The following is a 22,433-nucleotide window of genomic DNA, read 5'->3' as shown; positions in this document are numbered from 1 at the left end:
GCTAACGCACCAGGACGTAGACGGTCCGGCCGCCGATGGTCTCGGCGGGGAAGTTCGCCGTCACCCAGTCGGTGATCCGGCTGCCGCCACCGGGACCGCCCCTGCCGCCCGGGCCGCCGCCCGGCACGAAGTAGTGGATCCGCCCCTGCGCCACGTACTGCTGGAACTGTTCCAGCGTGGGTGCCGGGTCCCGGCCGCTGAACCCGCCGATCGGCATCACCGGACGCCCGCTGGACAGCTGCAGCCCGCCCGCGCTCTGCGCGCCGTCGGTGGCCGCGGCCCAGTCCTCGGTGGTCGCCCGCAACGCGTCGATCAGCTCCGGTCCGGCCTGCCGGGGACCGGCGCCCTGCCGCTCCGGCAACCGCGGCCCCGACATCGGGATCGTCCCGTCGTGCGAGGTCGCGGCCGTGGCCGCGGCGAACCCGCCGGTGGCACCGGACCCGGCGAGCAACGCGGCCGCCGCCACCACGATCCCTGCCCGGCGGAACTGGTGGGCCCCCACGGCGACGGCGGTGCCCACAGCCAGCCCGGCCACCAGCACCGTCCAGCGGACCCACGGCTGCCAGCCCGGGTACCGGTCCAGCAGCACGTAACCCCACATCGCCGTCGCCCCGATCGCCAGCGCCAGCACCAGCCGCGCCGGGCGGTGGTCGCGGCCGCGCCACAGTTCGGTGGCCCCGATGCCGGTCAGCGCACCGATCGCGGGCGCCAGCGCCACCGCGTAGTACGGGTGCGTGATGCCCCGCATCAGGCTGAACACCAGCCCGGTCACCACCAGCCAGCCGCCCCACAACAGCAACGCCGCCCGGGTGCGGTCGGTCCGCGGCGCCCGCCGGGTGAACCACAGCCCGCCGGCCAGCACGATCAACGCGGCAGGCAGCAGCCAGGAGATCTCGCCGCCGAACGCGTCACCGAACATCCGGCCCAGCCCGGTTTCCCCGCCGAACGCCAGGTTGCCCGGGGCACCGCCACCGCCACCACCACCGCGGCCGAAGATCCGGCCGAGACCGTTGTAGCCCAGCGCCAGGTCGAGCACGGTGTTGTCGGCCGACCCGCCGATGTAGGGCCGGTTCCCGGCCGGCCACAGATCGGCGACCACGACGAACCAGCCAGCCGACACCACCACCGCCGCCCCGGCCGCGGCCAGGTGCGCCAGCCTGCGCCAGATCCCGTGCGGCGCGGCCACCAGGTACACCAGCGCGAACGCCGGCAGCACCAGGAACGCCTGCATCATCTTGGTCAGGAACCCGAAACCGATCGCGGTGCCCGCCAGCAGCAGCCACCCGAGGTGCCCCCGCTCGAGTGCGCGCACCACGCAGTACGCGGCCGCCACCAGCAACAGCACCAGCAGCGCGTCGGGGTTGTTGTAGCGGAACACCACCGCGGCCACCGGGGTCAGCGCCAGCACCGCCCCGGCGATCAGCCCCGCGGCCGGACCCGACCAGCGGCGGACCGCGGCGCAGGTCAGCGCCACCGACGCCACCCCCATCAGCGCCTGCGGCACCAGCATGCTCCAGCTGGAGAAGCCGAACAGCCGCCCGGACAGGCCCATCACCCACAACGCCGCGGGCGGCTTGTCGACGGAGACCGTGTTGCCCGGGTCCAGCGAACCGAAGAACCACGCCGTCCAGTCCTGGCTGCCTGCCTGCGCGGCGGCGGCGTAGAAATCGTTGGCCCAGCCCGAATCGCCCAGGTCCCACAGGTACAGCACGGCGGTCCCGGCCAGCAGTGTCCACAACAGAACGCGGTACCTCATCGGCGGAACACCCAGCCCCGCAGCAGCAGGAACCGCACCACGGTGGCGACCAGGTTGGCGGCCACCAGCACCACCAGCTCGGCGGTCCGCGCCGGCGTGGTGACCGCGTGCAGCACGGCCAGCGACCCGCTGGTCAGGCCCAGCCCGAGCACGAACACCAGCAGTCCCTGGACCTGGTGCCTGCCCGCACCCGCCATGCCCCGCACACCGAAGGTGAACGCGCGGTTGGCCGCGGTGTTGCCGACCGCGGTGAGCAGCAGCGCCACCAGGTTCGCCGCCTGGGCACCGAGCCCGGCCCGCAGCACGACGAACAACAGCAGGTAGGCCAGCGTGCTCAGCACGCCGACGGCGGCGAAGCGCGCCAGCTGCCGCACCAGCCCCGGTGGCACCCCGGGAACCGGCACCGGTTCCCGGCCCAGCTGGTCACGCAGCCTGGCCACCGGAATGGCGCCGGTGGTCAGGCCACGCGCCAGCCGGGCGATCCCCCGCAGGTCGGCCATCGCGGTGGCGACCAGGTCGACCCGGCTGTCCGGGTCGTCCACCCAGTCGACCGGCACCTCGTGGATCCGGGCACCCGCCCGCTGTGCCAGCACGAGCAGTTCGGTGTCGAAGAACCAGCCGGTGTCGGCGACGTGCGGCAGCAGCTCCCGGGCGACGTCGGCGCGGATGGCCTTGAACCCGCACTGCGCGTCGGTGAACCGCACCGCGAGGGTGCCGCGCAGCAGCAGGTTGTAGCAGCGTGACACCAGCTCCCGCCTGGCGCCGCGCACCACCCGGGCACCGCGGGCCAGCCTGCTGCCGATGGCGATGTCGGAGTGCCCGGACAGCAGCGGCGCGATCAGCGGCGGCAGCGCGGCGAGGTCGGTGGACAGGTCCACGTCGAGGTAGGCCAGGACGGCGGCGTCCGACGCCGTCCACGCGGCGTGCAGCGCGTGCCCGCGTCCCTTGTCCTCCAGGCGGAGCACGCTCACCTCGGGCAGCTCGACGGACAGCATCCCGGCGAGCAGCTGCGTCCGGTCGGTGCTGGCGTTGTCGGCGATGGTGATCCGGAAGCGGTACGGCAGCTGCTCGGCCAGGTAGGAGTGCAGCCTGCGCACGCAGGGCACCAGGTCGTCCTCCTCGTTGTGCACCGGCACGACGACGTCGAGCACGGGGCGCGGGCCGGAGATGTCTACCGGGCTACGGCCGGGATGCTGTGCGGTGGCTGTCATGCCCCGACGGTCGCGGCACGCCCTGGGGTGGCGTTGTGCCGCCGCTGTGCGCGGGCTGTGAATGCGGCAGCGCGACGGTGAACGTGGTGCGGCCGGGCACGCTGGCCGCGGTGACGACGCCGCCGTGTGCCTGCACCACGGCGGCCACGATGGCCAGGCCGAGCCCGGTGCTGCCGGCGGCCCGCGAGCGTGACCCGTCGCCCCTGGCGAACCGTTCGAACACCTCGGGCAGCAGGTGCGCGGGAATGCCGGGACCGTCGTCGTTGACCGCCAGCACGATTCCACCGTCCACTGCGGACACCCTGGTGGTGACCGCCGTCCCGGCCGGGGTGTGGGTGCGGGCGTTGGCGAGCAGGTTGGCGACGACCTGGTGCAGCTGCGCCTGGTCACCGAGGACCCGCACCGGCTCGGCGGGCAGTTCCAGCCGCCACCGGTGCTCCGGCCCGGCCACCCGGGCGTCACCCACCGCGTCGGCCACCAGCCGGGTCACGTCGACCGGCGCCCGCTCCACCGGGCGCCCGGCGTCCAGCCTGGCCAGCAACAGCAGATCGGCGACCAGCGTGCCCATCCGGCGCGACTCCGAGGTGATCCGGCCGATGGCGTGGGCGACGTCGGGAGGTACCCGCTCGGCACGGCCGGCCAGCTCCGCGTAGCCCTGGATCGCGGCGAGCGGGGTACGCAGTTCGTGGCTGGCGTCGGCGACGAACTGGCGCACCCTCGTCTCGCTGGCGTGCCGCGCGGCCAGCGCCGTGCCGACGTGTCCGAGCAGGCGGTCCAGCGCGGCCGCAACCTGCCCGACCTCGGTGCGCGGGTCGGGTTCGGCGGTGCCGACCCGGGCGGGCAGCACCACCTCGCCCCGGTGCAGCGGCAGTTCGGTGACCCGGCGCGCGGTGTCGGCGACCTCGTGCAACGGCCGCAGCGTGCGCCGCACCAGCGCCGTCCCGGCCACCGCGGCGATCGCCATGGCGCTCACCATCACCCCGCCCATGATCAGGCCGACGGTGAGCAGGATGTCCTGCGTGTCGCTCATCGGCAGGCCGGTGACCAGGACGTTGCCGCGCACGGTGGTCGACGCGAGCATCCGGTAGGACCCGAGCCCCGGCAGGTCGACCGTCACCGGGACGCCGGTGGCCGGCACGTCCCGCAGCGCCGCGATCTGGGCGCCGTCCAGCACGTGGGCACGCCCGGTCCCCCGGGTGAGCCTGGTCGCGTCGTACACCGAACCGTCGCTGCCGAGCAATCCGGTGACGGTGCCGTCGCGCTGGCCCGGCGCGTTGATCGGCGGCGGTGGCAGCGGACCGTCCCCCGGGTGCTGGACGAACACGATGCCGCGATGGCTGGCCTCGGCGAGCTGGGTGTCCAGCTGGCCGACGAGGAACGCCCGCAGGGCCAGCAGTGTCGCCACGGCGACCACCGCGCACACCAGCGCGACCAGGCCGAGCTGGCCCGCGACCAGCCGGGTCCGCAGCGAGCGACGGTCAGGCCGGTTTGAGGACATAGCCCGCGCCCCGCATGGTGTGGATCATCGGCGGCCGGCCCGCGTCGATCTTCTTGCGCAGGTAGGAAATGTAGAGCTCGACGACGTTGGCCTGGCCGCCGAAGTCGTAGTCCCAGACGCTGTCCAGGATGCGGGCCTTGCTCAGCACCCGGCGCGGGTTGCGCATCAGGTACCGCAGCAGGTCGAACTCCGTCGCGGTCAGCCGGACCGGCTCGCCGGCGCGGTACACCTCCCTGGTGTCCTCGTCCATGGTGAGGTCGCCGACGACCAGCGTCGCGTCGGCGTCACGCGCGGTGACGCCGCTGCGCCGCACCAGCCCGCGCATCCGCAGCACGACCTCCTCGACGCTGAACGGCTTGGTGACGTAGTCGTCCCCGCCGGCGGCGAGCCCCGCGATGCGGTCCTCCACGGCGTCGCGCGCGGTGAGGAACAGCACCGGCAGCACGGGCAGCTCCGCACGCAGCCTGCGCAGCACCTCGAGCCCGTCGATGTCGGGCAGCATCACGTCGAGGACCACCGCGTCCGGCCGGAAATCCCGGGCCTCGCGGACGGCGGACAGGCCGTCCGCCGCCGACCGCACCGACCAGCCCTCGTAACGCAGGGCGAGGGTGACCAGCTCGGCGAGCACGGGCTCGTCGTCGACGACGAGCACTCGGATGGGCTGACCATCTGGACGTCGCAGGGCTGCTGACGAGGGCATGGCCGTGATGCTGACGACCGTTCGTGACGGATTCCTGTGGCCAGGCTGTGGACAACCTGTGGATCGGCGCTCACACGAGCGGCCCAGCCGCGACACAGCCGGTTCACAGCGCCCGCGCCGACGGTGGTGCGCATGGAACAGACGAACGAGCAGCACCACGTGTGGGGTAGCCCGCCTCCTGCGGACCGGCCGCGCTGGTCGGTCCGCAGGACGGTGGCCACGATCGCCGTCGCCGTGGTGGCCGCCGCCGGTGGCGCGGTGGCGGTGTGGGCGGCCTCGGCCGCCGGGCCGGTCACCTCCCCCGGGCCCGGCCCGGTCGTAATGGGCCCCGGTCCCAACGGCGCCGCGTACTGCGCGCCGCCGGACGGTCAGGCTCCCCGTTCTGGCCGATAGACAACGTCGCGCCGCGGTGGGTACGTTCGCGAGTAATCGATTACCCGACCTCGGCGCGGAGGCTCACATGCCGGTTTCGTGCTGCCCGGACGGCGACTGCGGGCACGGCCACACCGGTCCGAGCCGCCGGACGTTTCTCACCCTCGGCCTGGCCGGGCTCGGGCTGGTGGCGGCGCCGGCCGGGGTGGCCCGCGCACTCGGCCTGGATCCCGCCGGCCTGGTCGTCGTCCCGCCGGACAAGGGCCTGTCCGAGGAATCGGTGCGGGCACTGCTGGCCAGGGGCGAGCCCACCGAGTACACCGGGCAGGCGCTGCGGCTGATCGGCATGCCGGTCGGCGGCGGCTGCGGCGGGCAGGTCTACCTCGCCGGCGACGGGCGGCTGTGGGCGTGGGACGTGTTCAACCCGGCCGGGTACCCGTTCGGCGGCGCCACCTGGGACGGCCCGCACTACGCGCACCCGCTGACGGCGAGTTCCCCGTTCCGGCAGGCGTTCACCCTGCGCACCCGCTCGCCGGAGCACGACCGGACGGTCACGGTGGACCAGACGGGGTTCGCGGATGTCCGGTTCGTGGGCCGCTACCCCATCGGCACCACGACCTACCGCGACCCGGCGTGCCCGGTGGCGGTCACGCTCGAGGCGTTCTCGCCGTTCGTCCCGCTGGCCACCGACGACTCCACGCTGCCGGCGACCGTGCTGGCGTTCACCGTGCGCAACACCTCCGGCAGGCCGGTGCGGGTCGACCTGACCGGTACCAGCGAGAACCCGGTGTGCCTGGACACCCGCAAGCGGCAGCCGGTCACCCTCAGCGGGTCGGCGTTCGCCGTCGCGGGCGCACGCGGGGCGGAGTTCGGCGCGGCCGAGGCGGGCCTGCCCAACCCGCAGGACATCGTGTTCGAGGACTGGGAGTCCGGCTTCGGCGACTGGACGGTCACCGGCACGGCCTTCGGCGACGGCCCGGTGACCGCGGACGAGCTGCCCGTTCACGTGCGCCGCTTCGGCGACCTGAACCTGTATGGCGACCGGTTCGTCACCTCCTACGACTTCCGCTCCGGCGCGGGCGACACCGCGCGGGGCACGCTGACCAGCCGGGAGTTCACCATCGAGCGGCGTTACGTCGCCGCGTCGGTCGGCGGCGGCGCGCAGCCGGGCACGGCGTGCCTGAACGTCGTCGTCGACGGCCGGGTGGTCGCCTCGGCCACCGGTGCGAACAGCGAGCCGATGGTCGCCGCCATGCTCGACGTCGGCGCCCACCTCGGGAAACGGGCGCGGATCGAGATCGTCGACACCGCGACCGGCCCGTGGGGGCACGTCAACGTCGACGTCATCGTGTTCACCGACGCTCCGGACATCCTGTTCGAGGACTGGGAGAAGGGCAGCTACGACAACTGGACGGTGACCGGCGAGGCGTTCGGCGACGGCCCGGTGCGCCCGCAGGACACGCCGGACTTCTTCCGCAGGCCGGCCGGCGAGGTGACCGACCTGAACGTGCACGGCACGTACTTCGTCACCTCGCACAACTACCGCCTGCCCGGCAACCCCGACGCGCACCGCGGCCGCATGGTCAGCAGGGAGTTCACGATCGAGCGGGCCTACGTCACGGCCTGGGTCGGCGGCGGCGCGTTCCCGGAGGACAGCTGCCTGAACGTGCTGGTCGACGGTGAGGTCGTCGCGGTGTTCACCGGCAGGGAGATGGAGCCGCTGACCGCGGTCTCGGCCGACGTGCGGGCGTGGCGCGGCCGCACGGCCCGCATCGAGCTGGTCGACACGTCGTCGATTCCGTGGGGACACGTCAACGTCGACCGGATCGTGTTCAGCGACCGGCCCGTTCGCCGGATCCCGGTGGACCGGTGGCCGGATCTGGGCACGTTCGCGCTGGCGGCACTGGAGCCGGAGGCCACCGTCCAGGCAGCGGCGGCCGACTGCGTGGTGAACGTCCCGTTCACTCTCGCACCGGGCGGTGAACGGACCGTTCGCTTCACCCTGTCCTGGTTCTTCCCCACGCCCGACCGGGGCACGGTCGCCTGGGTGAGCGGCGGCGCGGAGCTGAAGCGGCACTACGCGACCCGGTTCGGTTCGGCCCGCGAGGTGACCGCTCACCTGGCCACCGGACGCGAACGGCTGGAGCGGCGCACCCGGGACTGGGTCCGGACCTGGTACGAGGACTCGTCGCTGCCGCACTGGTTCCTGGAGCGGACGCTGTCGACGGCGTCGACGCTGGCCAGCGGTACCTGCCACCGCTTCTCCGACGGCCGGTTCTACGGCTGGGAGGGCATCTACTGCTGCGCGGGGACCTGCGGTCACGTGTGGAACTACGCGCAGGCCGTCGCCAGGCTGTTCCCCGACCTGGAGCGCGACACCAGGGAGCGGGTCGACCTGGGGCTGGCGCTGCTGCCCAGCGGGGAGATCAAGAACCGCGGTGAGATCGCGGGCGAGGGCTGGTTCGCCGACGGGCAGTGCGGCACGATCCTGCGGGTCTACCGCGAGCACCAGATGGCGCCGGACGGGTCGTTCCTGCGGCGGGTCTGGCCCGCCGTGCGCAGGGCACTGGACTGGGTGATCCGCGCGGACGGCGACGGTGACGGCGTCCTGGAGGGCAGCCAGTGGAACACGCTGGACGCCCAGTGGTTCGGCGAGGTGCCGTGGATCAGCGGGCTGTACGTCGCCGCGTTGCGGGCCGGTGCGGCGATGGCCACCGAGCTGGGCGAGCGGGCCGACGCCGCCCGCTACACCCGGCTGGCCGAAGCCGGGTCGCGGTACCTGGCCGACCAGTTATGGAACGATCAGTACAAATACTTCGAGCAGCTGGTCGACCCGGCCCATCCGACGGCGGTCAACTCCAACCGCGGCTGCTTCATCGACCAGATGTACGGCCAGACCTACGCCGCGCAACTGGGCCTGCCCCGGGTGTTCCCCAGGGACAAGGCCCGCACGGCGCTGGCGAACCTGTTCCGTTACAACTTCCTGCCCGACCCGCCCGCCCACCGGCCGCCGGGTATCCCGCCGGGGCGGGTCTACGCCTCGCCCGGCGAGGCGGGCACGCTGATGTGCACCTGGCCGCACGGCGGGTCGACCGAGAGCGGCAAGGACGGCCCGGTCGGCTACTTCAACGAGGTGTGGACCGGGCAGGAGTACCAGTTCGCGGCGCACCTGTTCGCGGAGGGCATGGTGGCCGAGGCACTGGCGGTGACCAAGGCCGTCGACAACCGGTACCGCGGCGAGAAACGCAACCCGTACAACGAGATCGAGTGCAGCGACCACTACGCGCGGGCGATGATGAGCTTCGGCACCTACCTCGCCGCCTGCGGCTACGAGCACCACGGCCCGGCCGGCCACCTCGGGTTCGCTCCCCGGATCACGCCGGAGGACTTCCGTGCCGCGTTCACCGCCTGCACCGGCTGGGGGCTGTACCGGCAACGCCGCGCCGGTGGCAGGCAGCACTGCGCCGTCGAACTGCGGTACGGGACGCTGCGGCTGTCCAGCCTGGCGCTGGAGGTCCCGTCGCCGCCGCGTGCCGTGCGGGCGGCGGGGCGGCCGGCGTTCGCTGTGGAGGGCGAGGGCGTCACCGGTACGCGGATCGTGTTGCGGTTCGGCGAACCGGTCACCCTGACCGAGGGTCGTAGCTTCGAGATCGAGGTGGAGTTCGGCTAGCGTCTGTGGCCATGACCACGTCGTCGGCGGTCGAACTCGAGGTGGGCAGGCGCACCGTCCGGATCTCCAACCCGGACCGGGTGTACTTCCCCGCCACCGGTGAGACCAAGCTGGACCTGGCCCGCTACTACCTGTCGGTGGGCGAGGGCATCGTGCGCGCGCTGCGCGAGCGGCCCTGCATGCTGCACCGGTTCCCGTCCGGTGTCGCGGGCGAGAAGGTGCACCAGAAACGGATCCCGCACGGCGCGCCGCCGTGGCTGGAGACCGTGCGGGTGAAGTTCCCGCGCTACAACCGCTACGCCGACGAGCTGTGCGTCACCGAACTGGGCAGTGTCATCTGGGCGGTGCAGATGTCCACTGTGGAGTTCCATCCGTGGAACTCCCGCCGCGCCGACACCGAGCGTCCCGACGAGTGGCGGATCGACCTCGACCCGATGCCGGAGTGCGGGTTCGGCACGGTCCGCCGGGTCGCGCGGGTGGCGCAGGAGATCCTCGACGAACTGGGCTACACCGGCTGGCCGAAGACCTCCGGCGGCAACGGGCTGCACATCTACGTCCGGATCGAGCCGCGGTGGGGCTTCTCCGAGGTGCGCCGCGCCGCGCTGGCCTTCGCCAGGGAGGTCCAGCGGCGGGCGCCGGACGAGGTGACCACGGCGTGGTGGCGCAAGGACCGTGACCCGAAGACGCTGTTCGTCGACTACAACCAGAACGCCCGCGACCACACCATCGCCAGCGCGTACTCGGTGCGTGGCGTGGCCGAGGCGCTGGTGTCGACGCCGATCACCTGGGACGAGGTCGACGACGTCGAGCCGGGCGACTGCACGATGCCGGCCGTGTCCGCCCGGTTCGCCGAGCTGGGCGACCTGCACGCGGGCATCGACGACGAGGCCTACAGCCTGGAGCCCCTGCTCGAGTGGGCCGACCGCGACGGCCTGGACGACGGCTAGGTTGCACCTGCCGTAGCGGCATGTGGTCCAGTGGACTCGCCCCCGATCCCGTGAGGAAAGGTCCCTGCTCGTGCCTTCGTCGTTCAGGACACCCCGGCAGGTCAAGATTGGTGACCTGGCGGCCATCGCCGGCACCACGCCACGAGCGATTCGCCACTACCACGAGATCGGCCTGCTCCCCGAGCCTGAACGGGGCGCTGACGACCGCCGCCGCTACGGGTACGAGGACATGATCCGCCTGCTGTGGATTCGCAGGATGGCCGACGCCGGGATCGCCCTGGACGACATCCGTGCCGCCTTCACCACCGCGGACGCGGACAGCGGAGACGGTATCGCGGACACCCTGGAGCGGCTGGCGGAAACCCTCGCCGAACAGGAGGCGGAACTGCGGCGGCAGCGCACCGCCGTGCGGCGGATGCGCACCGAGGGCAGCCGGATGGGCCTGCTCTCCGACGTCGTCACCGAACGCCTCAAGGGCCTGCCCGAAGATTCCCTGCGGCAGGCCGACCTGGACAGCCTGCTGGTCACCGAGCGGATCTTCGGCCCGCTCGGCGCGGCCGTCCAGGCCACCCGCTTCGCCGTCCTGGCCACGCACCCTGCCCTGCGGGCGGACTCCGACCGCATCGATGCCGCCGAGGAGGCACTCGACGACAGCGTCGCCGTCGACGATCCACGGGTGGCTCAGGTGGCCGCCGAGCGGCACGCCTTCGAAAACGCCCTGCACGCCGCCATCGAGGAGTCCGGCCTGGACAAGGCCGACGACGCCCTCTTCGACACCTGGGACAGCGCCGGCGGGCGGGAGGCCGGTTCCATGAGCGCGGTCGAAGCCGCCGGCAAGATGCCCTACGACTTCTCCCCGGCCCGCCTGCGCTGCATGGAACTGGCCGCGGAGCTGTCCGCCCAGGCCTGACCGTATTCTAGCGCTAGAATAGCCGGGTGGAACTGACGCCAGCCGAGCTCACCCTGCTGGGCCTGCTCGTGGAGAAGCCACGGCACGGCTACGAGCTGGACGAGGTCATCAGCGCCCGCGGCATGCGGGAGTGGACCGAGATCGGCTTCAGCTCGATCTACTACCTGCTGACCCGCCTCCGTGACCGCGGCCTGATCGCCGAGGCCGGCACCGGCCGTCCGGCCCGGGGCAAGGCCCGCCGGGTGTACGGGCCCACGGCCGAGGGGCGCCGGGCGTGCGCGCGGGCCGCCGAGGCGGCGGTCGCCGAACTCCGGCCGGTGTTCCCGCCCCTGCTGGCCGGTCTGGCCAACCAGCCTGCCGTCGAGCCCGGACGGCTCCGCGCGGCACTCGATCGGCGTGCCGAGGCCCTGGCGGAGAGGATCGCCGCCGTCACCGCGGCCCGTGACGCCCAGCCGGACCTGCCCGCCTTCGTCCGCGCCATCTTCGACCACTCCCTCGGCCAGCTGACCGCCGAACAGGGGTGGCTGGCCGGCTACCGGAAGGAACTCGGCCGTGACCCGCTATGACGTCAAACGCGAACTCCGGCGGTGCTACGCGCCGACCAACACCGCCTGGGCCCTGGTCGACGTGCCCGCCCAGCAGTTCCTCGCGGTCGACGGCCGGGGCGATCCCAACACCAGCATCGACTACGCCCGCGCCGTCCAGGCGCTCTACGCCGTGGCGTACACGATCAAGTTCACCAGCAAGCGCGAGCTCGGCCGGGACTTCGTCGTCGGCCCGCTGGAAGGCCTGTGGTGGTCCGACCGGCCCGAGGTGTTCACCACCCGCGCGAAGGACGCCTGGAACTGGCGCATGCTCATCAGCCAGCCGGACTGGATCACCGCGGACCTCATCGACGACGCACGGCAGGCCGCGCTGGCGAAGAAGGACCTGCCCGCGATCGCCGGGGTCCGCCGCGAAACCCTGCACGAGGGAACCAGCGCACAGGTCCTGCACGTCGGCTCCTACGACGACGAGGGGCCCGTGCTCGCCGAACTCCACCACGAGTACCTCGCCGCCAACAACCTCACCTTCGCCGGGCACCACCACGAGATCTACCTCGGCGACCCGAGGCGGACCGAGCCCGCGAAGCTGCGGACGGTCCTGCGCCAGCCGGTCCGCCCCGCCGGGTAGTCCTGGCGGCTCAGTCTGCGGTCATCCGGTGCACCGGCACCGGATAGCCGGGCCGGAACACCACGCCGGTGCGCTCGCCGCTGCTGGTCGCGGCGGCCGCGTCCGCGGCGGCCACGCAGCGGTCGATCAGCGCGTCGAGGTTGTCCGGACTGGTCCGCACGCGGGCGTTGAGCACCAGGTCGCCTTCGCGTGCCGGGCCTGCCTGGCGCTCGTCGAAGCTCGGCGGCGCGCCGGCACTGGTGAGACTGGCCTTCGTGGAGCCGCCCGCGGTACGCAGCCGGAGTTTGACGTGACCGACGGCCAGACCCGCGAGCTGGGCGCCGCGGCGGAACGCCAGGAGGAATTCGTCCACCCAGGACGCGGGCACGAAGCCGGTACCGACCGCGTCGAGCCGCAGCCGCTGATTGGTCCAGGCCAGCTCGGCCTCGGCCGCGCCGTAGCGGTCGTAGTCGACCTCGGACGGCACCCGCGCGGGTGCCGCGGTGACGTTCCACTGCCCGGCCAGGCGGCGCAGCCCGTCACCGGTGCGGGCCGACAGCGGCACGACCGTCGCGTGCGGGAACCGGTGACGCAGGCGCGCCCGTACCCGGGCGACGACCTCGGCCGGGTACGCGTCGATCTTGTTCACGGCGATGACGTCGGCCTCGTCGAGCTGGTGCCGGTACAGGTAGGCCAGATCCGACTCGGTGTCCTGCTCACCCAGCTCCGCGTGCCGGGCGGGATCGACGAGCACGGTCAGCGGCGCGACGGTCAGGGTGTCGCCGAGCAGGCGCCGCAGCGGCCGGACGACGGTGGCCTGCAGATCGGCGCAGCTGCCGACGGCCTCGGCGAGCACGACGGTCGGCCGCACCGTCGTGCGCAGCCGGGCGATCACCTCGGCGAGATCGTCGAAACGGCAGCAGAAACAGCCACCGGTGACCTCGTCGACGGTCGCCACGCCGGCCGCGTGCGCCAGCTCGGTGTCGACCAGATCGACGCCCTGGTCGTTGGTGATCACGCTGACCTTCTCGCCACCGGCCTCCAGCAGCCGTCCCGCCGCGAGCATGGTGGTGGTCTTGCCGGCACCGAGGAAGCCGCCCAGCGGCACGAAAAGCATCGCCAGGACAGTAGTCCCGTCCGGCGACGGCCGGAAGCGTCCGGCCGGGGCATACGATCACCGCATGTCCGACGACGGCGCAGACGCGCACACCAGGAAGCTCGCCGCCGCGGACCCGGTGGGCTGGTTCGAGCGGCTCTACACCGAGGCCGAGCAGGGCCAGGCCGTTGTCCCGTGGGACGTCGCCGATCCGCACCGGCTGCTGACCGAGTGGGCCCGCGACCGGGCCCCTGCCGGGCGTGGCCGGGCGCTGGTCGTCGGCTGCGGTTTCGGCCGTGACGCCGAGTTCGTCGCCGGGCTGGGGTTCACCACCGTGGCGTTCGACGTCTCGGAGACCGCCATCCGGGCGGCTCGTTCGCGTCATCCCGGTTCGCCGGTCCAGTACGTCGCCGCCGATCTGCTGGCTCCGCCACCCGGCTGGCCCGGCTCGTTCGATCTCGTCGTGGAGAGCCTGACCGTGCAGGCAATGCCGGTCTCGCTGCGCCCCGAGGCCACCGCCGCCGTCGGCAGGCTGGTCGCGCCCGGCGGGACGCTGCTGGTCATCGCCGCGGGAACGGACACCTCGCCGGAGGACGGCCCGCCGTGGCCGCTGACCCGCGCCGAGATCGACGCGTTCGCCACCGAGCGGCTGCGTCCGGTGCGGGTGGAGGCACTGCGGGACGACGAGCTGCGCTGGCGTGCCGAGTTCCTAGCGGCGGGCTAACAACTTGTCCGCCGTCAGGGTGTTGATCACCCGCTCCGGCTCGACACCGCACTCCAGTGCCCTGGCACAACCGTAGGGTTGCCAGTCCAGCTGGCCCGGCGCGTGCGCGTCGGTGTCGATGGCGAACTCGCACCCCAGCTCGACCGCCTGCCGCAGCAGCCTGCGTGGCGGGTCCAGGCGCTCGGGACGCGAGTTGATCTCCACGGCGACCCCGTGTTCCCGGCAGGCCTCGAACACCGCCGCGGCGTCGAACTGCGACTCCGGCCGCCCCCTGCCCACGACCAGCCTGCCCGTGCAGTGGCCGAGCACGTCGACCAGCGGGTTGGACACCGCGGCCACCATCCGCCGGGTCATCTCGATCTTCGGCATCCGCAGCTTGGAGTGCACGCTGGCGACCACGATGTCGAGCTGATCGAGCAGTTCTTCGTCCTGATCGAGTGAACCGTCGTCGAGGATGTCGACCTCGATCCCGGTGAGGACGCGGAACGGGGCGAGTCGTTCGTTGATCTCGGCGATCACCTCGAGCTGCTGCCGCAACCGCGCGGCGGACAGCCCGTTGGCGACGGTGAGCCGGGGCGAGTGGTCGGTCAGCACCATCCACTCGTGGCCGATGTCGCGGGCGGCGACGGCCATCTCCTCGATCGGGCTGCCACCGTCGGACCAGTCGGAGTGGGTGTGGCAGTCGCCGCGCAGCGCGGCCCGCAGCGGCCCGCCGTCGGGCAGCGCGGGACGTTCCAGCCGGTCGAAGTAGGCCGGTTCGCGTCCCGCGGCGACGTCGTTCACCACCGCGGCGGTGGCCTTGCCGATGCCGGCCAGCTCGGTGAGCGTGCCGCGGGCGATCCGGTCGGACAGCTCGTCGTCGGACAGGCCCTCGATGATCCCGGCGGCCTTGCGGAAGGCTCGTACCCGGTAGGTGGGCGCCCCTGCCCGTTCGAGCTGGAAGGCGATCTGCCGCAGCGCCCACACCGGATCCATGGGTCACTGCCTACCCGATCCGCGCACGCGGCGCCACGTGGTTGTCGGGGTCGGCGGCTACCGTCGGGCCATGGACGTCATCCTGATCCCCGGACTCTGGCTGGACGGGGCGTCGTGGGACGCGGTGCTGCCCGCGTTGCGCGACGCCGGGCACCGGCCGCACCCGGTCACCCTGCCCGGCATGGAGTCGCGGAGCGCCGACCGTTCGGCGATCGGCCTGCGGGACCACGTCGACGCGGTGGTCGCGCTGATCGACTCGCTCGACGGCAGCCCCGCGGTCGTCGGGCACTCGGGTGGCGGTGCCGTCGCGCACGCCGCCGTCGACGCCCGCCCCGGGCGGGTCAGCCACGCCGTCTACGTCGACTGCTGGCCGGTCGGCGACGGCGACGCCATCAACACCGGGCTGCCCGCCGACGGCGCCGACCTGCCGCTGCCGGACTGGTCGTTCTTCGACGACGAGGATCTCGTCGACCTCGACGACGAGCTGCGTGCCCGGTTCCGCGCCCGTGCCGTCCCCTCGCCCGCCCGGGTCGCGAGCGACCCGCAGCGGCTGACCGACGAACGGCGTCTCGACGTGCCGGTCACGATCGTCGCGTGCGAGTTCCCGAGCGGTTCGCTGCGCGAGTGGATGGCCGCCGGTGAGCCCAGGCTGCGGGAGCTGAGCCGGATCCGGCAGGTCGCCTACACGGATCTGCCCACCGGTCACTGGCCGCAGTTCACCAGGCCGGCCGAGCTGGGCCGGGCGATCGCGGGGGCCCTGCCGGATTGGTCTTGACCAATCCAGATCCAGGCGCCACAGTGGATGGGCGTCTCTGCTCTCCACCCGCCGCCGGAGCGAGGCACTGACACTCCGGAGGCGATCCATGTCCCCTGCACGCCTGCTGTCCGCCGTCTGCGCGGTACTCGTCCTGCTCTCCGCGGCGATCGTGCCCGCCGCCGCGGCTCCGCCGACGTTCCGCCATCCCGGCGTGTTCGTCAGCGCCGCCCAGCTCGACTTCGTCCGCGGGCGGGTCAACGCCGGTGCCCAGCCCTGGGCCGGTGCGTACAACCAGATGATGAGCCACTCGCTGGCTTCCCTGTCCCGCAACCCGAAGCCGAGGGCCGTCGTCGAGTGCGGCCCGTACTCGAAGCCGAACCTGGGCTGCACCGACGAACGCCAGGACGCCATCGCGGCCTACACGATGGCACTGGCCTGGTACATCACCCGGGATTCGCGCTACGCCGCCAAGGCGATCTCCATCATGGACGCCTGGTCGGCCACCATCCGCGACCACACCAACAGCAACGCCCCGCTGCAGACGGCGTGGGCGGGCACGTCGTGGGCCAAGGCGGCCGAGCTGATCCGGCACACCGGCGCCGGCTGGTCGCCGGCCGGCGTGAACCGGTTCGCCACGATGCTGCGCGAGGTGTACCTGCCCGAGATCATCAACGGCCGGGCCGCCACCAACGGCAACTGGGAACTGACGATGATGGAGGCGTCGCTGGGCATCGCGGTGTTCCTGGAGGACCGCTCGGCCTACGACCGGGCCGTCGCCAAGTTCCGCACCCGGGTTCCGGCCTACATCTACCTGACCTCGGACGGCGCCCTGCCGAAGACGCCGCCGGGCAGCGGGATCGACACCCGCGACGAGATCATCCGCTACTGGCACGGTGAGACCGGCTTCGTCAACGGGCTGGCCCAGGAGACCTGCCGCGACTTCACCCACACCGGGTACGGCATCGCCTCGATCGCCAGTTTCGCCGAGACGACCCGGCATCAGGGCCAGGACATCTACCCGGAGATCCAGGACCGGCTCCGGCACGCCATGGGCTTCCACGCCCGGTTCGAACTGGGCGAGTCGCCCGGTGGCCTGTGCGACGGCACCATCAAGCGCGGCCTCGGCCCGGTGCTGGAGGTCGGCTACAACGCGCTCGCGGGCCGCATGGGCATCCCGATGAACAACACCCAGCGACTGGTCGAGCAACGCAGGCCGGAGGGCACGAACATGCTGTTCGCGGCCTGGCAGACGCTGACGCACGCGAACAACCCGGCCTGACCCGGCGAAAGCTCGTGAAGGCCACCTTCATTACGTGTGACGTCAGGGTCCCGGCAAAGTCCGGTGCCAGGCGAGCGAGGGAGCTTTGCTGGCGAAGAAGGGGAGTAAAGCTCCCTCGCTGCCTTACGGGTGTGGCTGGTGGGGCTGGTGTGGTGATCTCGATGCCGTGAAGGGGGCCCTCACGGCGTCTCATGCCGTGAAAGCCCCCTTCACGGCATGAGCCCCAGAGCCCGGCAAAGTCGGGAGTCGTGGTGTCATTCGCGTTCCGGAAGGCGAGACTCGCGCTCCGGCCCGGCAGAGCCGCGAGCGGCCCGTTCGGCCACTCGACCACGGGCTGGTCTCGCGATCTGGAACCGGCATGCCGGGCAGTGGGACAGGTAGGCGGGAACGTGCAACTCGCGGGTCCGGAACGGTCGACTCGCGGGTCGGGAACGGAGGACTCGCGCGAACGGCCCGTTCACGCGGGCGACCGGCACCACGTGAGAACCCGCTCCACATGGTGAGTTCTGCATGCCCGGCGTTCGGTGTGAAGGCCGAGTTTCTGTCGTCTCACGTGGTGATGGTGGCCTTCACGTGCTCTGAGCCGACGCCGCCCCGGAGGTTGACAGGACGCGACCTCCCAAGGTTTAGTAACAGTGTTACCAAACCTTGGGAGGTCCCCATGAGCGAGCACGCCACCGCCACGGCCGCCTACCTCGCCGGGTTCACCACCCTGGACAACGAGGTCCGCGACGCCGCGCTGCCGGTCGAGGGCGAGATCCCCGGCTGGCTGCAGGGCAGCCTCACCCGCAACGGCCCGGCCCGGTTCGAGGCGGGCGAACGCGGGTTCCGGCACTGGTTCGACGGGCAGGCAATGCTGCACCGCTTCGCCGTGGCAGGCGGCGCGGTGACCTACACCAACCGCTTCCTGCGCACCGACAGCTTCCGGCAGACCGAACAGGGCCGGATCGGCTTCGGCGAGTTCGCCACCGATCCGTGCCAGTCGCTGTTCGCCCGGATGTTCACCCGCTTCAAGCTGACACCGAACTCCTCGGTCAACGTCGTGCCGATGGACGACGGCTTCGTCGCCATCGGGGAGACGCCGATCGCGGTGCGGTTCGACCCGGACACCCTGGAGACGGCCGGCGTCGCCGGATACACCGATCATCTCGATGGCCCCATCACCACGGCGCACCCGCACCAGCACCCGGGCAGCGGCGACCTGGTGAACTACGTGCTGCGGTTCGGCAGGCGCAGCCGGTACCAGATCTACCGGCAGCGGGACATGGAACGCCGGCTGGTCGCGTCCGTGCCCACCGCACGCCCCGGCTACCTGCACAGCTTCGCCATCACCGGCCGCTACGCCGTGCTCGTCGTGTTCCCGCTGGTGGTCAACCCGCTGGCGCTGCTGCTGCCCGGACGGCCGTTCATCGAGAACTACCGGTGGCGCCCGGAACTGGGCACCCGCTTCGTCCTGGTCGACCTGGACTCCGGCGCGACCGACACGCTCACCACCGACGAGCCGATGTTCGCCTTCCACCACATCAACGCCTTCCACGACGGCGAGAAGATCGTGGTGGACCTGTGCGCCTACCCGGACAGCTCGGTCATCGACGCCACCTATCTCGACCGGTTACGCGACCCGCGGGACCCGGTGCCGGTCGCCCGGCCCACCCGGTACGTGCTGGATCCGGCCGGCCGCACGGTGACCGGCCGCAGGCTGACCGACGAGACGATGGAGCTGCCGCGAATCAACTACGGCACCCGCAACGGCGCCGACTACCGCTACGCCTACGGCGTGGGCAACCGGGACCAGCGTGGCGACGACTTCCTCAACCAGCTCGTCAAGCTCGACGTGCACACCGGTGTCACCTCGGTCTGGCGGCAGCCCGGCTGCTACCCCGGCGAGCCGGTGTTCGTGCCGGCGCCCGATCCGTCCGCCGAGGACGACGGCGTGCTGCTGTCGGTGGTGCTCGACGGCGCCCGGCAGCGGTCGTTCCTGCTGGTGCTCGACGCGGGTTCGTTCACCGAGCTGGCCCGCGCCGAGGCACCGCACGCGATCCCGTTCGGCTTCCACGGCATGTTCAGGCACGACTAGCCTGGGTATCCCGGACGGCATGACCGGACTGCGCGTGGTGGTCACCGGGGCCACCGGAAACGTCGGAACCGCGGTCGTGCGGGCACTGGACGCCGACGACCGGATCGAGACTGTGCTGGGGCTGGCCCGGCGCCCCGCGGAGTGGATGCTGCCCAAGCTCGACCTGCACACCACCGACCTGGCCGACACCCCGGCGGAGACACTGACCGGGCTGTTCCGCGGGGCCGACGCGGTGATCCACCTGGCGTGGCTGTTCCAGCCCACCCGGGATCCGGCGCTGACCTGGCGGTCCAACGTCCTGGGCGCCATCGCGGTGTTCCGCGCCGCGGCCGCGGCCGGGGTGGGCACGCTGGTGCACGGTTCCTCGGTCGGCGCCTACTCCCCCGCTGAGTCCACTGTGGACGAGGACGGCGCCACGCACGGCTGCCCGACGGCCGCCTACTCGCGGGAGAAGGCCTACCTGGAACGGTTTCTGGACGCCTTCGAGCTCCGGCACCCGGACACCCGCGTGGTGCGGATCCGGTCGGCGTTCGTGTTCCAGCGCGGCGCGGCCAGCGAGCAGCGCCGGTTGTTCGCCGGACCGTTCGTGCCCGGCAGCCTGATCCACCTGCTGCCAGCCGTACCCGACGTTCCCGGCCTGCGGTTCCAGGCGGTGCACAGCGCCGACCTGGCCGACGCCTACCTGCGGGCCGTCTGCTCGGACGTCCGCGGCGCGGTCAACGTGGCCGCCGATCCGGTGATCGACCCGGAACTGCTGGCCGGCCTGCTGGACGCCCGGACCGTACGCATGCCGGCGTGGGCGCTGCGGTCACTGGTCGCCGCCGCGTGGCGGCTGCACGCCGTGCCCGCGTCGCCCGGACTGGTCGACATGCTGCTGGGCATGCCGCTGATGGACTGCGGCCGGGCCAGGGACGAACTGGGCTGGCAGCCCCGGCACACCGCCACCGAGGCCGTGGCCGAGCTGATCGAGGGCCTGCGCACCGGCGCCGGATTCCCCACCGCTCCCCTGGTTCCGAAGCTGCGCGGCGGGCGCGAGGCCGAGCTGCGCACCGGCGTCGGCGAACGACCGTAGGTCCACATGCGACTGCAGCGCAGTGATCCGGCGTCCCCCGGCCTGCGGCGGCACCGCCGTGGCAAGGGGTTCCGCTACCTCACCGCCGACGGCGAACCCGTCCGCGATCCGGAAACCCTGGAACGGATCGAGAAGCTGGTGATCCCGCCCGCCTGGCGGCGGGTGTGGATCTGCCCGCGCGAGGACGGCCACATCCAGGCCGTCGGTGTCGACGACGCCGGGCGCAAACAGTACCTCTACCACCCGCGCTGGCGCGCGGCCCGCGACGAGGAGAAGCACGACCGGGTGCTGGCGCTGGCGAGGATCCTGCCCGCGTTCCGCGCGGCGGTCACCGCCGACCTCGACGCGAAGGGCACCGGCAGGGAACGGGTACTGGCCGTGGCACTGCGCATCCTCGACCTGGGGGTCTTCCGCACCGGCGGTGAGGAGTACGCGGCGGAGAACGGCACCCACGGCGTGGCCACCCTGCTACGCGAGCACGTGACCGTGCGCGGCGACGAGCTGCGGTTCGCCTACCCGGCCAAGGGCGGGCAGCCGAGGGAGGTACGCATCCGGGACGGCAGTCTGGCGGTGGCCGTGCGGGCACTGCGCCGCCGCACCGGCGCCGACCGGCTGCTGGCCTACCGTCAGGGCCGCGGGTGGCACGAGGTGCGCTCCGACGACGTCAACGAGCGGTTCAAGGAGCTGACCGGACCCGAGTACACGGCCAAGGACCTGCGGACCTGGACGGCGACGGTGCTCGCCGCTGCGTCGTTCGCCGAGTACGACCCGCCCTCCAGCGAGCGGGGCAGGCAGCGGATCCGGGCACGGGTGATGCGGGAGGTCGCCGAGCAGCTCGGCAACACCCCCGCGGTGACCCGCAGATCCTATGTGGACCCCCGCGTGGTGCGGCGGTTCGCCGACGGCCGCACGATCCGGCCCGCGCTGCGGCGGATCGAGCGGCAGCGGCTCGACGGCGACGAGGAGCGGGAGGCGATCGAGCGGGCGGTGATCCGGCTGCTCACCAGCCGCTGAGTACCGCTTGGCGATTCACCCACCATGGCGTGTCCGTGCCGATACGATGAGCCGATGAGCTCACCACCGGCTGACCGGCTGATCCGGGTGCTGTTGGTGGAGGATCACGAGATGGTGGCCGACGCGATCGCACTCGCCCTGGAGCGCTCGCCGGACGTCGAGGTGGTTGCCAAGGCGCGGACGCTGTCCGTGGCACTGGACGACGCCCGCCGGTGCAAGCCCGACGTGGTGCTGCTCGACCGCAGGCTGCCCGACGGCGACGGGATCGGCGCGATCGGCCGCTTCCAGCCGCTGGGCGCCCGGGTGCTGGTGCTCACCGGTGAGGCGACCACGCCGATGGCGATCCGGGTGGCCGAGGCCGGGGGCGCGGGGCTGCTGCTGAAATCGTCCGGGCTGGACCGGCTGGAGACGGCGGTACGCCAGGTCGCCGACGGCGACGCCGTGTTCGACCCGGGTCTGCTCAGCGGCGTACTGGCCGGGCTCACCGGCCGCGGCACCGCCGTGACCACCCCGCTGACCGCACGCGAGCACGAGACACTGCAGCTGATGGTGGAGGGGGTGGCGACCGGCGAGATCGGCGAGCGGCTCGGCGTCGCCCGCAACACCGCCCGCAACCACGTGCAGCGCGTGCTGGTCAAGCTCGGTGCCCGGTCCAAACTGGAGGCCGTCGCCATCGCGCGCCGCGAAGGGCTCATCGACTGACGCATTCGCACTAGCCGCGGTGGTCACGGTGCGTCTCGCCGGTGGCCGCGCCGGTCCCGGACAATGAACGCCGTGACGACCACCCCCGCGGTGCGGTGCGCCGCGCTGCGGCTCCCCGAGGCCGAAACCGGTCTGGCACTGGCCCGCCGGTTCACCCGCGAGACGCTGCGTGGCTGGCGGCTGGACGACGTCGTGCCGGACGCCGAGCTGGCGGTGAGCGAACTGGTGTCCAACGCCCTGTGCCACGCCCACGGCGAGCCGCGGCTGCGGCTGTCGCTGACCGGCAGGGGCGTCCTCGTCGAGGTCGACGACAACAGCCCCGTCCGCCCGGTCGTGCGTACCGGTGGCGGTGACGGCGGCTGGGGCCTGCGTATGATCAGTCGGCTCAGTCTGGGCTGGGGGGCCACCCCGCTTCCACACGGCGGCAAGACGGTCTGGTGCGAGCTGCCGGAAACGGCCGGCCCGCTGTCCGCCTGAGTGCGTCCCACCGCTTCGGGTGTTCAGCAGCCAGCACCCTCTTT

General features: G+C 72.5%; 20 protein-coding genes. 14 read left to right on the top strand and 6 right to left on the bottom strand.

Going from position 1 to position 22,433, the window contains the following annotated elements; all coding sequences use genetic code 11:
- Window position 1: 1 nt before the first annotated feature.
- Genes EWH70_RS28020 through EWH70_RS28005 form a run of 4 tightly spaced genes read right to left on the bottom strand, consistent with a single transcriptional unit; the run spans window position 2 to window position 5,165 of the window.
- Window positions 2–1,756 carry an ArnT family glycosyltransferase gene (locus EWH70_RS28020; protein WP_130478536.1) on the bottom strand — a complete coding sequence of 585 codons (1,755 nt, stop codon included), beginning with the start codon at window positions 1,754–1,756 and terminating at the stop codon, window positions 2–4.
- Window positions 1,753–2,967 (bottom strand): bifunctional glycosyltransferase family 2/GtrA family protein, encoded by a 1,215-nt coding sequence (locus EWH70_RS28015; RefSeq protein WP_130478535.1) that lies wholly within the window; start codon window positions 2,965–2,967, stop codon window positions 1,753–1,755. Before EWH70_RS28015 ends, EWH70_RS28020 begins: the two co-directional genes overlap by 4 nt.
- A complete protein-coding gene (locus EWH70_RS28010) occupies window positions 2,936–4,465 on the bottom strand; it encodes a sensor histidine kinase (protein WP_130478534.1) in 1,530 nt (509 codons plus the stop codon). Before EWH70_RS28010 ends, EWH70_RS28015 begins: the two co-directional genes overlap by 32 nt.
- Entirely contained in the window at window positions 4,446–5,165 is a 720-nt protein-coding gene (locus tag EWH70_RS28005; RefSeq protein WP_130478533.1) for a response regulator transcription factor, read from the bottom strand. The genes EWH70_RS28010 and EWH70_RS28005 overlap by 20 nt, the downstream gene beginning before the upstream one ends.
- 132 nt (window positions 5,166–5,297) lie before the next feature.
- On the opposite strand from EWH70_RS28005, the gene EWH70_RS28000 reads away from it, so the two are divergent.
- From EWH70_RS28000 to EWH70_RS27975, 6 genes are all read left to right on the top strand, one after another.
- Window positions 5,298–5,558 (top strand): hypothetical protein, encoded by a 261-nt coding sequence (locus tag EWH70_RS28000; RefSeq protein ID WP_130478532.1) that lies wholly within the window; start codon window positions 5,298–5,300, stop codon window positions 5,556–5,558.
- Window positions 5,559–5,625: 67 nt separating this feature from the next.
- On the top strand, window positions 5,626–9,207 hold the full coding sequence (locus EWH70_RS27995; protein ID WP_130478531.1) for a GH116 family glycosyl hydrolase: 3,582 nt from the start codon (window positions 5,626–5,628) through the stop codon (window positions 9,205–9,207).
- 11 nt (window positions 9,208–9,218) lie between these two features.
- The gene (gene ligD, locus EWH70_RS27990; protein ID WP_130478530.1) at window positions 9,219–10,154 is read left to right on the top strand and encodes a non-homologous end-joining DNA ligase; all 936 of its coding nucleotides are present in this window, start codon (window positions 9,219–9,221) and stop codon (window positions 10,152–10,154) included.
- A 70-nt stretch (window positions 10,155–10,224) separates the two neighbouring features.
- Window positions 10,225–11,064 carry a MerR family transcriptional regulator gene (locus EWH70_RS27985; RefSeq protein ID WP_130478529.1) on the top strand — a complete coding sequence of 280 codons (840 nt, stop codon included), beginning with the start codon at window positions 10,225–10,227 and terminating at the stop codon, window positions 11,062–11,064.
- Between the two features lie 26 nt (window positions 11,065–11,090).
- Window positions 11,091–11,630, top strand: coding sequence for a PadR family transcriptional regulator (locus EWH70_RS27980; RefSeq protein WP_240687270.1), 540 nt, complete (start codon window positions 11,091–11,093; stop codon window positions 11,628–11,630).
- Window positions 11,617–12,237, top strand: a complete 621-nt coding sequence (locus EWH70_RS27975) for a GyrI-like domain-containing protein (protein WP_130478528.1) — start codon at window positions 11,617–11,619, stop codon at window positions 12,235–12,237. The genes EWH70_RS27980 and EWH70_RS27975 overlap by 14 nt, the downstream gene beginning before the upstream one ends.
- Before the next feature lie 10 nt (window positions 12,238–12,247).
- Here EWH70_RS27975 and EWH70_RS27970 read toward each other — a convergent pair whose 3' ends face one another.
- A complete protein-coding gene (locus EWH70_RS27970; RefSeq protein WP_130478527.1) occupies window positions 12,248–13,333 on the bottom strand; it encodes a GTP-binding protein in 1,086 nt (361 codons plus the stop codon).
- Between the two features lie 64 nt (window positions 13,334–13,397).
- Between EWH70_RS27970 and EWH70_RS27965 the strand changes: the two genes are divergently transcribed.
- Complete coding sequence (locus EWH70_RS27965; RefSeq protein ID WP_130478526.1) at window positions 13,398–14,036, top strand: class I SAM-dependent methyltransferase; 639 nt, start codon at window positions 13,398–13,400, stop codon at window positions 14,034–14,036.
- Here the strand turns inward: EWH70_RS27965 and EWH70_RS27960 are convergent.
- On the bottom strand, window positions 14,022–15,011 hold the full coding sequence (locus EWH70_RS27960) for a PHP domain-containing protein (protein WP_130478525.1): 990 nt from the start codon (window positions 15,009–15,011) through the stop codon (window positions 14,022–14,024). The genes EWH70_RS27965 and EWH70_RS27960 overlap by 15 nt on opposite strands.
- A 70-nt stretch (window positions 15,012–15,081) precedes the next feature.
- Here EWH70_RS27960 and EWH70_RS27955 point away from each other — a divergent pair, with 70 nt between their 5' ends.
- The 7 genes from EWH70_RS27955 to EWH70_RS27925 all read left to right on the top strand — a co-directional run bounded on the left by EWH70_RS27955 (window position 15,082) and on the right by EWH70_RS27925 (window position 22,389).
- Entirely contained in the window at window positions 15,082–15,786 is a 705-nt protein-coding gene (locus tag EWH70_RS27955) for an alpha/beta fold hydrolase (RefSeq protein WP_130478524.1), read from the top strand.
- Window positions 15,787–15,874: 88 nt separating this feature from the next.
- Window positions 15,875–17,047 (top strand): alginate lyase family protein, encoded by a 1,173-nt coding sequence (locus EWH70_RS27950; RefSeq protein WP_130478523.1) that lies wholly within the window; start codon window positions 15,875–15,877, stop codon window positions 17,045–17,047.
- A 661-nt stretch (window positions 17,048–17,708) separates the two neighbouring features.
- Entirely contained in the window at window positions 17,709–19,124 is a 1,416-nt protein-coding gene (locus EWH70_RS27945) for a carotenoid oxygenase family protein (protein WP_130478522.1), read from the top strand.
- Window positions 19,125–19,143: 19 nt separating this feature from the next.
- The gene (locus EWH70_RS27940; RefSeq protein ID WP_130478521.1) at window positions 19,144–20,196 is read left to right on the top strand and encodes an NAD-dependent epimerase/dehydratase family protein; all 1,053 of its coding nucleotides are present in this window, start codon (window positions 19,144–19,146) and stop codon (window positions 20,194–20,196) included.
- A 6-nt stretch (window positions 20,197–20,202) separates the two neighbouring features.
- Window positions 20,203–21,210 (top strand): DNA topoisomerase IB, encoded by a 1,008-nt coding sequence (locus EWH70_RS27935; RefSeq protein ID WP_130478520.1) that lies wholly within the window; start codon window positions 20,203–20,205, stop codon window positions 21,208–21,210.
- A 54-nt stretch (window positions 21,211–21,264) separates the two neighbouring features.
- Entirely contained in the window at window positions 21,265–21,912 is a 648-nt protein-coding gene (locus EWH70_RS27930; protein ID WP_130478519.1) for a response regulator transcription factor, read from the top strand.
- A gap of 72 nt (window positions 21,913–21,984) precedes the next feature.
- Complete coding sequence (locus EWH70_RS27925) at window positions 21,985–22,389, top strand: ATP-binding protein (protein WP_240687269.1); 405 nt, start codon at window positions 21,985–21,987, stop codon at window positions 22,387–22,389.
- The last annotated feature ends 44 nt before the right edge of the window (window positions 22,390–22,433 follow it).

Origin of the sequence: Amycolatopsis suaedae (assembly GCF_004214935.1) — a bacterium.
Taxonomy (GTDB): domain Bacteria; phylum Actinomycetota; class Actinomycetes; order Mycobacteriales; family Pseudonocardiaceae; genus Amycolatopsis; species Amycolatopsis suaedae.
The sequence above is the reverse complement of the archived record's forward strand: the minus strand, read 5'-3'. Positions and strand labels throughout refer to the sequence as shown.

Bases quoted from the DNA above. Each gene is read 5' to 3' on its own strand.
- EWH70_RS28020 (WP_130478536.1), bottom strand. From the start codon at position 1,756: ATGAGGTACCGCGTTCTGTTGTGGACACTGCTGGCCGGGACCGCCGTG.
- EWH70_RS28015 (WP_130478535.1), bottom strand. From the start codon at position 2,967: ATGACAGCCACCGCACAGCATCCCGGCCGTAGCCCGGTAGACATCTCC.
- EWH70_RS28010 (WP_130478534.1), bottom strand. From the start codon at position 4,465: ATGTCCTCAAACCGGCCTGACCGTCGCTCGCTGCGGACCCGGCTGGTC.
- EWH70_RS28005 (WP_130478533.1), bottom strand. From the start codon at position 5,165: ATGCCCTCGTCAGCAGCCCTGCGACGTCCAGATGGTCAGCCCATCCGA.
- EWH70_RS28000 (WP_130478532.1), top strand. From the start codon at position 5,298: ATGGAACAGACGAACGAGCAGCACCACGTGTGGGGTAGCCCGCCTCCT.
- EWH70_RS27995 (WP_130478531.1), top strand. From the start codon at position 5,626: ATGCCGGTTTCGTGCTGCCCGGACGGCGACTGCGGGCACGGCCACACC.
- ligD (WP_130478530.1), top strand. From the start codon at position 9,219: ATGACCACGTCGTCGGCGGTCGAACTCGAGGTGGGCAGGCGCACCGTC.
- EWH70_RS27970 (WP_130478527.1), bottom strand. From the start codon at position 13,333: ATGCTTTTCGTGCCGCTGGGCGGCTTCCTCGGTGCCGGCAAGACCACC.
- EWH70_RS27965 (WP_130478526.1), top strand. From the start codon at position 13,398: ATGTCCGACGACGGCGCAGACGCGCACACCAGGAAGCTCGCCGCCGCG.
- EWH70_RS27960 (WP_130478525.1), bottom strand. From the start codon at position 15,011: ATGGATCCGGTGTGGGCGCTGCGGCAGATCGCCTTCCAGCTCGAACGG.
- EWH70_RS27955 (WP_130478524.1), top strand. From the start codon at position 15,082: ATGGACGTCATCCTGATCCCCGGACTCTGGCTGGACGGGGCGTCGTGG.
- EWH70_RS27950 (WP_130478523.1), top strand. From the start codon at position 15,875: ATGTCCCCTGCACGCCTGCTGTCCGCCGTCTGCGCGGTACTCGTCCTG.
- EWH70_RS27945 (WP_130478522.1), top strand. From the start codon at position 17,709: ATGAGCGAGCACGCCACCGCCACGGCCGCCTACCTCGCCGGGTTCACC.
- EWH70_RS27940 (WP_130478521.1), top strand. From the start codon at position 19,144: ATGACCGGACTGCGCGTGGTGGTCACCGGGGCCACCGGAAACGTCGGA.
- EWH70_RS27935 (WP_130478520.1), top strand. From the start codon at position 20,203: ATGCGACTGCAGCGCAGTGATCCGGCGTCCCCCGGCCTGCGGCGGCAC.
- EWH70_RS27930 (WP_130478519.1), top strand. From the start codon at position 21,265: ATGAGCTCACCACCGGCTGACCGGCTGATCCGGGTGCTGTTGGTGGAG.